This is a genomic window from Psychrobacillus sp. (genome assembly GCF_032154225.1).
GTDB lineage: Bacteria > Bacillota > Bacilli > Bacillales_A > Planococcaceae > Psychrobacillus.
This window is the reverse complement of the sequence record NZ_JALDYF010000008.1, coordinates 75,807-89,147: the sequence shown is the minus strand read 5'-3', so window position 1 is coordinate 89,147 and position 13,341 is coordinate 75,807. Positions and strand designations below refer to the sequence as shown.

10 protein-coding genes are annotated in these 13,341 nt (G+C 37.3%); 8 read left to right on the top strand and 2 right to left on the bottom strand.

The features are described 5' to 3' along the window. The first annotated feature begins 5 nt into the window (after positions 1-5). Positions 6-311, top strand: coding sequence for a DUF3817 domain-containing protein (locus RUH95_RS12405; protein WP_313893191.1), 306 nt, complete (start codon positions 6-8; stop codon positions 309-311). A gap of 177 nt (positions 312-488) precedes the next feature. Here the strand turns inward: RUH95_RS12405 and RUH95_RS12400 are convergent, their stop codons facing one another. Then, a complete protein-coding gene (locus RUH95_RS12400) occupies positions 489-1,145 on the bottom strand; it encodes a LytR/AlgR family response regulator transcription factor (RefSeq protein ID WP_313893190.1) in 657 nt (218 codons plus the stop codon). A 190-nt stretch (positions 1,146-1,335) separates the two neighbouring features. Between RUH95_RS12400 and aceA the strand changes: the two genes are divergently transcribed. The 3 genes from aceA to yhfH are packed head-to-tail and all read left to right on the top strand — an operon-like array spanning position 1,336 to position 4,384. Continuing rightward, the gene (gene aceA, locus RUH95_RS12395) at positions 1,336-2,619 is read left to right on the top strand and encodes an isocitrate lyase (RefSeq protein WP_313893189.1); all 1,284 of its coding nucleotides are present in this window, start codon (positions 1,336-1,338) and stop codon (positions 2,617-2,619) included. Between the two features lie 29 nt (positions 2,620-2,648). Further along, entirely contained in the window at positions 2,649-4,244 is a 1,596-nt protein-coding gene (gene aceB, locus RUH95_RS12390) for a malate synthase A (RefSeq protein ID WP_313893188.1), read from the top strand. 17 nt (positions 4,245-4,261) lie between these two features. Continuing rightward, entirely contained in the window at positions 4,262-4,384 is a 123-nt protein-coding gene (gene yhfH, locus RUH95_RS12385) for a protein YhfH (RefSeq protein WP_313893187.1), read from the top strand. Between the two features lie 220 nt (positions 4,385-4,604). On the opposite strand, the gene RUH95_RS12380 is transcribed toward yhfH, so the two are convergent. Further along, a complete protein-coding gene (locus tag RUH95_RS12380; protein ID WP_313893186.1) occupies positions 4,605-7,046 on the bottom strand; it encodes a winged helix-turn-helix domain-containing protein in 2,442 nt (813 codons plus the stop codon). Between the two features lie 260 nt (positions 7,047-7,306). Here RUH95_RS12380 and RUH95_RS12375 point away from each other — a divergent pair, with 260 nt between their 5' ends. The 4 genes from RUH95_RS12375 to RUH95_RS12360 all read left to right on the top strand — a co-directional run bounded on the left by RUH95_RS12375 (position 7,307) and on the right by RUH95_RS12360 (position 13,332). After that, positions 7,307-7,882, top strand: coding sequence for a DUF3238 domain-containing protein (locus tag RUH95_RS12375; protein WP_313893185.1), 576 nt, complete (start codon positions 7,307-7,309; stop codon positions 7,880-7,882). Between the two features lie 253 nt (positions 7,883-8,135). Next, positions 8,136-10,085 carry a hypothetical protein gene (locus RUH95_RS12370; RefSeq protein ID WP_313893184.1) on the top strand — a complete coding sequence of 650 codons (1,950 nt, stop codon included), beginning with the start codon at positions 8,136-8,138 and terminating at the stop codon, positions 10,083-10,085. A gap of 175 nt (positions 10,086-10,260) precedes the next feature. Next, entirely contained in the window at positions 10,261-10,953 is a 693-nt protein-coding gene (locus RUH95_RS12365; RefSeq protein ID WP_313893183.1) for a response regulator transcription factor, read from the top strand. A gap of 141 nt (positions 10,954-11,094) precedes the next feature. Further along, a complete protein-coding gene (locus RUH95_RS12360; protein WP_313893182.1) occupies positions 11,095-13,332 on the top strand; it encodes a histidine kinase dimerization/phospho-acceptor domain-containing protein in 2,238 nt (745 codons plus the stop codon). Positions 13,333-13,341: the final 9 nt, after the last annotated feature.

The window sequence follows — 13,341 nt, the reverse complement described above, 5'->3', positions numbered from 1 at the left end:
GTCACATGTTAAAGACGAGTTGGAAAGAAAAAACCTTAAATCTTTTTAGAGTTATAGGGAATATCGAAAGTTTGTCATATGTAATTCTTTTAGCGATTGCTATGCCGTTAAAATATTGGATGGACATACCAGAACCGGTTAGTTTTGTTGGAGCAGCGCATGGTTTCTTATTTATTTTGTATGCAGTCTCCATTATTTTTGCAGCTATTTTTAATCGATGGTCCATTTTGCGTATTATAGTTGCATTTCTTGCAGCATTTATTCCATTCGGTCCATATTTGGTGTATAGGAGAATAAAGAAAACATCTTAAGAAAACGAGCTCTGCCACAATAAATGGCGAAGCTCGTTTTTTGAATGAAGTATGTTGCGCATAGCGAAAAACTTGCGAGAACAGCCCATAATATTGCGCCACCCGAAAATAATGTTGCGAGAAATTGTCTATATATTGCGAGTAAGCTCTCAAATGTTGCGCGTAGCAAAAAAACGGCTAAAACCCCAAAGCACTCCTCACCTCCGGAATATATGACTGGCTGACTGGTAGTTCTGTGCCATCGTGAAGAAGGACTAACAGATTGGAGGAAAAATCTCGGACAATTCGATCGATAAATGAAACGTTTACTATATAAGAGCGATGAATACGCAAAAAATTGTCTGGCAGTCGCTGTTGTAGTTCTTTTAAAGGAATATTTATTTTATACGGCTCTTTATTTGCATAAAACCATGTTTTTTTCTGGAGACTTTCCATGTAAGAGACTTTTTCAATGGGAATTGGTCGCCACTCTTCTTCTTGCTTGCCTGTTAGGAATCGATAAGGAGCGGCATTTTGCAAGGCGTGTTTAGGAGGTAAAATGATGACAAGTGCACCTCGTTCTCCTTGAATGTCTATCGGATAGCCAACGCCGTAATAAGGGACTTGAAATAATGTATCGTTCATCACGGCTTCTGTTCGAATTCCTTTTTTTAGTACAGCATCTGCTATACTTCCCGCTTGAATCTTTTGTCCTTCCTTTAATCGTAAGTCATGTTCTCCTGCAGAGTAATAAACATACTGATCGCCCACCGCTATAGCGATAGATGCTTCTTTCGGGATCCATTCTTCCAATAAAGTGCTGTATTGCTTTAATTGCTCCTTTGATATTTCCATCGATTCCCCTCCAATTATCATTTGTCCATCCTATTCTGATTTCATCTTTCAAAAAAGGTCACTTATCCAAATCTCGATACAAAAACCTTCTATCTGTTATATATTAATATACAAGAAAACGAACTGTTATGGAACAGTGTAAAAGTTGTATTTTTCAGACAGTTTCAAAAAATCGAGAGGTGTGTGGAGTATGTTAACGAGACAACAGCAAGTGGAGAAATTACAAATGGAGTGGAACCAAGAAAATCGTTGGAAGGGAATCGAACGCCCTTATTCACCAGAAGAGGTGATTAAACTGAGAGGTTCTTTGCAAATCGAGCATACGCTAGCCCGCAAAGGAGCGGAGCGTTTATGGAATTCGCTTCATGAGGAAGATTTTATTAATGCGCTTGGAGCTCTAACCGGAAATCAAGCAGTGCAACAAGTAAAAGCTGGACTTCAAGCAATTTACTTGAGTGGCTGGCAAGTTGCAGCAGATGCAAATCTTTCTGGTCAAATGTATCCGGATCAAAGTCTTTACCCGGCAAACAGTGTTCCGGCAGTTGTGAAGCGTATCAATCAAGCATTACAACGTGCAGATCAAATAGACCAAGCAGAGGGACGGGAAGATCAGTTTGACTGGTTCGCACCAATTATTGCAGATGCAGAAGCAGGATTCGGTGGCCCTCTCAATGTGTTCGAATTAATGAAGGGAATGATTGAGGCTGGAGCAGCTGGCGTGCATCTAGAAGATCAACTTGCTTCGGAAAAGAAATGTGGCCATCTTGGTGGAAAAGTTTTACTTCCTACACAAAATGCGATCCGTAATTTAATCTCAGCTCGTTTAGCTGCAGATGTTTCTGGCGTACCTACTGTATTAATCGCTCGTACAGATGCAGATGCGGCAGATATGGTAACAAGTGATATTGATCCACGAGATCATGCATTTATAACAGGAGAAAGAACTCCAGAAGGATTTTTCCGCACAAAACCAGGAATTGAGCAAGCAATTGCACGCGGTTTAGCATACGCGCCTTATGCTGATTTAATCTGGTGCGAAACGTCTCATCCTAGTTTAGAAGAAGCGAAGCAATTTGCAGATGCTATTCATGCAGAATTTCCAGGGAAAATGCTTGCCTATAATTGTTCTCCTTCATTTAACTGGGAAGCAAATTTAGATGAGGAAACCATTGCAAAATATCAAGTGGAGCTCGGGAAAATGGGCTATAAGTTCCAATTTGTAACACTTGCAGGCTTCCATTCACTAAACCACAGTATGTTCGAGCTTGCACATGATTATAAAACAAATGGAATGGCTGCTTATTCTAAACTTCAACAAGCAGAATTTGCGAATGAAGCAAAAGGATATACTGCTACTAAGCATCAACGTGAAGTAGGAACAGGCTATTTTGATGATGTGTCACAAGTAATTTCAGGAGGAACATCTTCAACTACGGCAATGAAAGGCTCTACAGAAGTCGCTCAATTTGCTTGATAAATCCTATGGGTGGGAGGTTACGATAGATGGAACAAACAACTGCTAAAAAGATTGAAATAGTAGGAAGAGAAACAGACGAGAGTAAAGAAATACTAACAGCGGAAGCTCTCGATTTTGTGTCTTCTCTTCATTACTTGTTTAATAATAGAAGAAAAGAGCTATTGGCAGCTCGCCAAGTACGTCAGCAACAGCTTGACGCAGGTGACACGCTCGATTTTTTACAAGAAACAAAGGGAATTCGAGAGGGAGATTGGACAATAGCTCCACTTCCTCATGATTTGCAAGATCGCCGCGTAGAAATAACTGGACCTGTGAATCGCAAAATGGTCATAAATGCTTTAAACTCTGGTGCGAAAACATTTATGGCTTGCTTTGAAGATGCCACGTCACCAACTTGGGGCAATATGATCGAAGGGCAAGTGAATATGCGAGATGCTGTTTGCAAAACAATCTTTTTTAAGCAAGACAATGGAAAAGAGTATAGCTTAAATGAGGAAACGGCAGTGTTGATGGTTCGTCCAAGAGGCTTTCATTTGTTAGAGAAAAACATACTCATCGATGGTGAACCTATTGCAGGAAGTTTCTTCGACTTTGGATTATATTTTTTCCACAATGCGAAAGAGCTATTAGCACGCGGAACAGGCCCTTACTTTTATTTGCCAAAGCTTGAAAGTCATTTAGAAGCAAGATTGTGGAATGACATTTTCGTTTTTGCGGAGCAGCAATTAGGTATTCAAAATGGAACGATTAAAGCGACTGTTTTAATAGAAACAATTATGGCTGCGTTTGAAATGGATGAGATTTTATATGAGCTGCGAGATCATTCGGCGGGGTTGAATTGTGGTCGTTGGGATTATATTTTTAGTTATATTAAACGTCTTCGCAATCAACCAAATGTTATTTTGCCGGATCGTGGCCAAGTGACGATGACCTCCCCATTTATGAGAGCGTATACACAACTATGCATCCAAACATGTCATCGCAGGAATGCACCTGCAATTGGTGGGATGGCAGCGCAAATTCCGATCAAAGATGATGAAGCTGCGAATGAAGCGGCGTTTGCCAAAGTGAGGGAAGATAAACGTAGAGAAGCGACGGATGGTCATGATGGAACATGGGTTGCGCATCCAGGTTTAGTGCCAGTAGCGTGGAAAGAATTCGATGAGCAAATGCCAACACCTAACCAAATTCATCGTAAACGAGAAGATGTGCTAGTAAAGGCAGAGCATTTATTGGAAATTCCAAAAGGTTCTATTACAGAAGAAGGGCTTCGTTTAAATTGTAGTGTAGGGGTTCAATATATAGCTTCATGGCTACGAGGAAATGGAGCAGCACCGATTAATCATTTGATGGAAGATGCTGCAACTGCGGAAATTTCACGGACTCAAGTGTGGCAATGGATACGCCATCCAAAAGGAAAAATCACGGATGGTCGCAAAATCACCGAAGAGCTAGTGCAAGAAATATTACAGGAAGAATTAGATAAGTTAAAAAGTACGTTTGGTAATGAAAACTACACCACTGGTCGCTATGGTGAAGCAGCGGAGTTATTTCTTTCATTAATTAATAAAGATGATTTTATCGAGTTTCTTACTTTACCTGGTTACGAAAAAATTAGCTAAATGAGGAGGGGATTTGCATGATAATAGCTACTCAAGATGTAAACACAAAACATTGTCGTGAATGTGGATGCGTGATTAACGAGCAAGTAGAATCATCCTTATATGAATGCGAACGTTGCATCGGCATGAACGAAGAATAAGTTCTAAAAAAGCTCAATCCTCTCTTGAAGGATTGAGCTTTTTATATTGAAAAAATGATATTATAAATAGTAAAAAGGGGGAGATTTATGGGTCTTCTTATATATGTTGTGATTTCCTTATCTGTTTTTGGATTCTGTTTTTTATTAGCGTTTATATATTCTAAAGGAAAAAGAGGGAAGAACTTTTATTGAAATATGACAGGAATACAGAGCGTTCTTTTCATTGCTTCTTCAGAAGAATTGCTTTTGCCCTAGAGTTGACGCCGAGTTTTCTATAAATAGTTGATAAATAAACACGAATGGTTCCTTCCGATAGTTGAAGCTGGCGTGCGATCTCGTAGTTGGAGGAACCTTCTGTTAAAATATCGAAAATTTCTTTTTCACGAGGTGTCAGTAATTTGTTTATAACAGGACTTGTCTCGATATTTTCTTGGAGATAGCTAAAATAATGCGTCGGAATAGCATCCCATTTCGTTTCAAGTATCTCCAAATTGAAATAGGTATCTAAAAGAGGAATTATTTCCTTCTCATCTAAAAAAGTACGAACGTAGTAAAATTTTTCTGCCAACACTAATGCTTCATGTAAAATATCTAAAGCGATTTGTGTATTACCTAATCGATTATGGCAAATTACTTCAAGCACCGTAGCTTCCAAAATTGTTGCTATTTGCTGGTCTTGCAGTGCTTTTGTTTTCACTTGAATCAGAATAGATAAGGCATCGTTAGGTTGTTCCTTTTTTAACAATAAACGTGCATACACTAACATCCAAAAAGGTTGTTTGGATTTTGTTGCTTGTAGGAGCATTTCTGCATTTAGAATATCTCCACCAGCTATATAGCAATATGCTTGCATGATTTGAAGGGATGTCCTCCAATGTTTTTCGGAAACATTTTCAATTACCTCTATTAACAGCCCATGAGCTGAACTTATTTGTTTCTGTTGTACATAAACTTTTGCTTTTAGTAAGTACATTGGGATAAATAAACCGGGATCATTAGATTGATGGCCTAATTGGATGACCATTTCAAGCTCCTTTTGAGCAGCTTCTAAAAAATTCCGCTCATATAAATTTTCAGCGAAAACTCCGCAGATGAACGGAGTAACGTATAATGTGTTGAAATCTGTATCCCGAAATAGCTTAGCAACATCTTCGGACTCCTCAATGGAAGGCAATTTTCCTTTCGAAGCTAAACTTGTTCGTAAAAGCTTATATTCAAAACTATTATAGATAACTGGCGTTTTATCCCAATGAGAGGCCTCGTACTGTTTAGTAAGCTGTTTTCTCAAGATTTTTTTTGCCGCTTTTAAATCCCCACCTAACGCAACAATCGCATAAGCTTTTGCTCTTTCAAAAATACTTGCCATTGCCGCATGTTCCTTTTGTTCCATCCACTGTTCCGTTTGTTGACGCATCTCTAGTTCTTGCATAAGCGAGTTTGCAGTTTCAATTTCTCCTATTGTAATGGCATTTTGAAATCCTATTATAAGCATTTCATAAGGAACTGTAAGGTGATTACTTCGAAGCTGATGCAACCAACGCATGAAAGTAGCAGTTTGTCCTGATGATGAAATCTCGATAAGGTGTTTTGTTATCCAAAGCTGTGCTTGTTCATAAAGTTTATGTTTCAATGCTAGTTCAATAGCGGAAACGTAATACCCTTGCATGTAAATTAATTGCGCAGCTTTTTCAATAGCTAGCTTTATTTCCTGAGAAGAATACTGTTTAAAAAGCTCCGCTTGTAAAGCTTCTGCAAATAAATGATGGTAGCGAAAAACAGGTTTCGAAAATTGAATGCGTACTGTGAAAAGTCCTTTTTCTACTAAATAAGCCAAAAGTTCTGCGCTATCTGTTCTCCCTGTTAATTGGTCACATATAGCAGGTTCTAATTCGTGTAATAAAGATGTACGTAATAGAAAATCCTGTGTTTCCTGTGGGAGACTGTGGATAATTTCCTGCCATAAAAATTCAGAAACAAACGGTTGATCTAGTTCGCTGTTTGGGTGTGTTTCATTTACATTTGCTAGATTCGTTAACAATAATCCAGCTATCCATCCTTCTGTTTTGTCTTGGATATCTTGTAACTGTAGTTGATTGACGAAAGTTGAATTTTTTAAGGAAAAAAATTGCTTTGTTTCTTGGTAAGTAAAACGTAAATGTTCAATATTGAATTCTTGTACCCATTGTTTTACTCGCCATTTAGCAATTGGCAATGGAAGGACAGTCCGAGTAGCTAAATAAATATGTACATGTGCAGGTAGATGTTCTATTAACCTAGTCATCATTTGGTGAATTGTATCATTCTCTATTAAATGGTAATCGTCAATCGCAATATGTAAGGCTTTTTCAGTAACACTAATTTCATTTAAAAAGGAGTCGATTAAAAATTCATATGTAGCTGCGTCTCGTGAATGCAAAAGTGGCGCGATTACTTTATCAACATCTGATTGACAGGTTTTAGCTACTGCTTGGAAAAGGAATGTCCAATACCGAATCGGATCATTGTCTGCACGATCGATTGATAGCCAAGCGATTGGTTCCTCTGTCTGTTTGAGCCATTGACTTAAAAGTGTTGTTTTTCCATAACCCGCAGGTGCACGAAGAATCGTTATTTTTTTAAGCGTACTGTTGCTGAAATTATCGTATAATCTAGGTCTTTCCAAAGCTTCTGCCGTGCTGAAAGGTATGTTTATTTTAGAAGATAATAAAGTGCTAAGAATCTCATTTCCCTCCTTTCTTTTTGAATTAATAGAAAGCATTATTATCTTTCATTTTAGTACAAAAAGTTTAAATTTAGTAGTGTTAAGAGTCAAAACATTAACATTCCTCAGTATTGCATAGTCCTTTTTTAGTTTATAGTGAAAGAGATTTTTATAAAAATAAGGATCAAAGTCTACTATTTGTACCTTAGGAGGTCATATGAATGAATGTACTAAAAATTAGAGCAAGCGTTTTTATCCCGCTAAACTGGTTACCCCCTTTTAAAAATGAAGAAACACAGGATGTTATTGAATTTGAAGGGGATTCTCGAGAATTTACACCGCATACGGTCAACACGATGCGTTCACGTGTCGAGCAAGATGTCACAATCGATTTTTATAAAAAAGAGGTTTTCAATTATGCCAATACTGGTATTACAACGTTAAAAGTTACACATGCTGACGGTTCTGTAGAACTACATAAAGGACAGGCAAGTAGTGATGGAATCTTATGTGAGAATATTGTATGGCAAGACGATTCAGTGACATTTGATATGCACGCTAGCGCATCTAATCCTTTAAGTCCTATAGCACCAGCAGTCGATTACTTACTTCAGGTCTCTGCATCGAATGATGGCTCTGTAACAATCAAAGGTTCACACGATGGTTTCCCTTGCTTTGAATTTTATAAACAAATTGACTTTGGTCCATTTGAAGAAATTTATACACATGATTTCCGTAAAACAGGCGATACTCCGGAAGCAATGGCTGGTGACATGGAATATCATTTTGAAAAGTGATGTAAATTTATGGGTATTAACAATCCTCTTAAGCCTTTTAGGACTTAAGGGGATTTTACTTTTTTAAAACATCTCCCAAAAGAAGGGGAATCACAAGCTCATTGAAACCATATATAACAAGTGTGGCTTTTGGATCACTAACATTTGTCAATATTGTTATAATCAATAGCTAGTTTATCATTAAAGATAGTATGTAAAAAACTACCTTTATAAGAGGAGGGGAATTATGAAAAGTAAATGATGGAAAGAAATAGTGATAGCTGTCTTACTCATTTCGACAATCCTATCTTTTTCACCAGTTGCCTACGGAGAAACTACTTCCGTCCAACAATCAATGGATACCGTGAAAATGGAAATGGAACAAGCGGCGTTAGCTTATGTAGATCCAACACTAAAAGGGGAACTTGCACCAAGCTCTGCACTTTATCCACTATTAAACAGTGTGAAGAAAAACTACGAAGCAACGAAAAAACTCATTCTGGCATCTAATTTGTCAGAAAAAGAAAAACAAGCGAAGTTGAAAGAACTAGAAGCATTGTACGAAGAAAAAATTAGCAAAGGGCTCATTCCGTACATTGATGCGTACAACTACGCAACAAAATATTTAGAGCCCTTACTAAAAGAAATAAAAGAAGCAGAAGCAAAAAATGATTTCTTAGCAGTGGAAAAAGCGTATCACAAGCTTTCGGTCCAACTAAAATCAAGATCGTCTATTTTATATCGTTTCACAGGAAAAGCAGCTCGTGATCTACTGCTAGAAAAATATAAAAATCCAGCAGATGCAAAACGTGATGACCTAATTATTCCTGTAACGATCATCATGAAAGCTGCAAATGTACAGCAATTATTACTTGAAGGAAAAAAAGAAGAAGCACAAAAGGTGATAGAAGAAATCCAAGCTCTAGCAGCTAAACTATCAAGTACAAATCCATTCCATCAAGCGTTACTAAAAGAATTGAAAAGAATCCAAGCAATCGTTTTGCCAGTACCACCAGTAGTTCCGACATCACCACCACCAACAGGCGGCGGTGGAGGAGGTTCATCTGAAAATTCGGCGCAACGAGCATTACGTTTAGCGAAGGCAGATGCGATAAAAGTACTATCTGGATATAAAGTGGATGTAAAAGCCGGTTATAGTGCTGCGAACTGGGCAGAAATAGAAAAGGGCAAAGCAACTGGAGTAATTGCTATCAATTCTGCCAAAACTACAACAGAAGTTACACTAGCATTAGCTAATGCAAAAGCAGCAATTGATTTAATTCAAGTAAAATCGAGCATTTCTTCTGTAAGTGAAATTACTGTGAACGGCGACCTCGCTACGAAGGATGCGGTTGATTCAAAGATTTATAATGTCACACTCCCAGCAGGAACTGATAAAGCAATCGTAAATATCTTGGCAACACCAACAGACACAAAAGCAGTTATAGGCCAAGCAACAACATTGAATAACGGATCTACGTGGCAAGTAGTAGTTACCTCGGAAGACGGAACTACTACCACATATACAGTAAATATAACTGTAGCAGCCAATAATGCACCAACAGCAACAAATGTAACGATAAGTGGAATCGTGAAAGCGGGATATACGTTAACTGGTTCTTATACGTATTCAGATAATGAACAGGATGTTGAAGGTACATCTTTATTCAAATGGTATCGTGCAAATGATGCCTCTGGTACGAACACAATAGAAATTAGTGGTGCTACTTCAGATAAGTACACTTTAAAAGCGGATGATATAGGAAAATATATCTTCTTTGGAGTAACGCCTGTTGAAAGTGTAGGAGAAACGAGAGGAATAGAAGCCATAAGTCGACCAACCATAAAGGTAGAAAGAGGTTTTGAAGTTACTAAGTTTCAGTATGATAGGGTTAAAGATGAATTAACCATTATTGGAAATGGTTTCGATAATCTTGGAGATGATGGAGCAGACATTACAACAAAGATTTCTGGTGAGTTATACTGGAGGGTTAGTTCTACTGATGCGGTTCGTTTTTTCTTTGGTTATTTCAATCCGATTACAAAAATTGACGACAATAAAATAATAATGTCAAATTTTGAACTAGCAACTACTGTTGAAAGTAAACAAAATCTTGATTATGCTCAATATATATATGCAGGCGATAAAGAAGGATATGTTATTGATCGAGATGGGAGGAAAATAACTATAGATTTTAACGTAGGAGTAGAAATTTTAAATTAAATAAGGCACCTGCACAACGGTTGAAGTACGATAAGATATTAATTAAACATCAAGAGCATCCATCTGGGTGCTCTTTTTCATTTCTTAAGAATTTCTTCATATTTATCCTACTGGAATGTTCATAAATGAAGGGTACAATAAGAAACATAAGAAAGCCAAGTGAGGAGGTAACAATATGACACAGTTTACCGTTTTAGTGACGGATGATGATCAGGATATACGAGATGGTATTGAAATTTATTTGAAAAATGAAGGATACAATGTACTAAAAGCAGCGGATGGATTAGAAGCGCTACAGTTAATAGAAGAAAATGAAGTGCATGTCATTGTTTTAGATATTATGATGCCGAAAATGGATGGCATTGCGGCGACGTTTAAAATACGGGAGCAAAAAAATATCCCGATTATTATGCTAAGTGCAAAAGCAGAGGACTCGGATAAAATTCATGGATTGTCTGTTGGAGCAGATGATTATGTAACAAAGCCATTTCATCCAATGGAGCTAGTTGCGCGAGTAAAATCCCAGCTTAGACGCTATACAAAACTAGGCACATATCAAGGACAGCAGGCAGTAGTTGAGATTGATGGGCTTACGTTAAACCAAGACGCAAAGGAACTAACCGTTGAAGGGGAAATCGTAAAGCTGACACCAATTGAATTTAAAATTACCGAGTTGCTCATGATAAATGCCGGTCGTGTCTTTTCCATAAATGAAATATATGAGCGTGTTTGGAATGAACCAGCGTACAACGCAGAAAATATAGTGGCAGTTCATATTCGAAAAATACGAGAAAAAATAGAAACAAATCCAAAAAGTCCAAGATATTTAAAGGTGGTGTGGGGCGTTGGCTATAAAATCGAGAAATAGATGGAATGCAATCCTATCCATTTCAGCTGTTTTATGCGGGATCATTAGCTTGTCCTACTGCTTAATCAATGCACTTCCCTTTTTGGAAGTTAACCAAAGCTTTGTTCAAATTATACGAATTGTAAAGGGGGGAGTGTAGAAATGAAGCATTCTATAGGGAAAAATATATTATTAGCGCTACTTGCAGTTATAACAGTGTTTTCTGTTTTTACAGTATTAGACAGAGGGGGTCAATATATAGGGAAAGACTATTTTAAAAGTGACCGGTTTCAAAACGAACTTGTAAATTTTGAGCAAGGACTTGTACCTTTAATTATTGCTACACCAGATAAAAACGAATTGATAAAAAACATTACTGTATCAATGGATGATATCCAAGAACATCGTTACAGATATGGGGATATGCAGGAGCAATTGGATTCTATTAAATCTCAATACGAAGGTAGAACAGATGAGGCATCGATTGCTGCACGAGATAAAAAAATCGATGATATTTCAAAAAACTTTACAGATGACAAGCATATTGAAGAGAAGATAAGAAAAGAAAAAGAAATGAAAATAGAATCTTATTTTAAATCAATTGCTAGAGAGAAAAGTGTTTTTGAAAAATCATACAGTGATTTTGTGTATGATTTGAAAAATGTGGAGACAAATGAACATTATACGAATGGTAAAATGGAAGCAAAAAATGCATTTAAGAAAGTATATTCCGGTAATTCAGGTTATTTACATGAATCTAGAATTTACTATTCAGTAGGTTTTAGTGAATATGTGGAAAACTCTTTTGATACTAGCTATACAGCAGTTACTGGTGAAACAACAACTGTAAAAGTAGAAGCTGATACTGATATGAGCGATCTACTGGGAGATCGGTTGGGACGTTTTGAAGGAACGATTGCTATTCCCAATGCAAGTATTCTAAATGGAGCAAGATCGAGTGATTATAATGCATTTATTGCACAGCAACGCTTCTTTTATGCAGTATCGGCAATTGGACTTATAGCAGGTATCGCATTTATTGTTCTTTGGAGAAAGACAAAAGATAGCTTCCGTTTAGTAGAGGTGGAAGAAACGTACCGTCGCTTGCCAATTGATGTGAAGTTAGCGGTCATCATGGTAATAATTGTGGCGGCAATAGGCTTTATTTCTAGCTTATCAAGTAGTGCTTTTTATTTGTATGCTAATTACACGCTGAATAATAATCATTACTTCAATTTCACATCTATCATTTTTAATGCTCTTTGTGCAATTGTATTAACTTTATTCGCATTGTATCAGTGGAAATGGCTAATTAGTAATAATCGAACTGTGCAGTCGTTTTTAGGAGAATGGGAAAATAGTTTAGTTTATAAATGGAGTCTTTCGTTAAAAGGGTTCTTTTTGAAGCGATCAATTGGCGTTCAAATACTTGTTTTATTAGTTGTTGTCTTTTTCTGGGGCTTCGGAACGATGCTTGTATTTGTGGCTGGAGCAGCAATACTTGTGTGGATACCGGCGACTTTATTCATAGGTATTCCTGTGCTCGTTGTTTTATTGTCAAAAACAGCATACTTGAATCGTTTATTCGTCAAAACGGAAGAAATGGCAAGAGGTGTACTTCGCAATGAAATGGAAGTAAAGGGGAAATCAGTTTTTGCGGACCAGGCAGCAAGTTTAAATGCCCTTCGTGATCAAATGAAGTCTTCGCATTCGGAACAAGCAAAAAGTGAGCGATTGAAAACGGAGCTAATTACGAATGTAAGTCATGATTTACGAACACCATTAACATCTATTATTACGTATACAGATTTGTTGAAAAATCCAAATGTTACGGATGAAGAGCGAGCATCCTATATTGCGATTTTGGATAAAAAATCGATGCGTTTAAAAACACTTATTGAAGATTTGTTTGAAGTGTCGAAAATGGCTTCTGGCAATATGGAGTTAGACAGACGAAAAGTAGATCTTACTCAATTATTGCAGCAAGCGATTGCAGAGCATCAAGAAGAAATTGATAAGTCCGGATTAGATTTCCGAGTAACGATTGGAACGAAACCAATTATGTCTTATGTAGATGGACAAAAATGGTGGAGAGTACTAGACAATTTAATCTTGAACGCAATTAAATATACACTTCCTGGAACACGCGTATATATTGCGTTAGATGAAGTAGACAAAGAAGCTATTTTTGTAGTGAAAAATATTACAAAGTATGAGCTAGGGGATGATGTAGATGAGTTAGCGGAGCGTTTCAAACGTGCAGACACATCTCGAAACACAGAAGGATCAGGCCTAGGTCTTGCGATTGCACAATCGATCGTGGATTTACATGGAGGCATTTTACGAGTTGAAGTAGACGGTGATTTGTTTAAAGTAACGGTGAAAATAGGCGTAATTTAATAAAAGCGA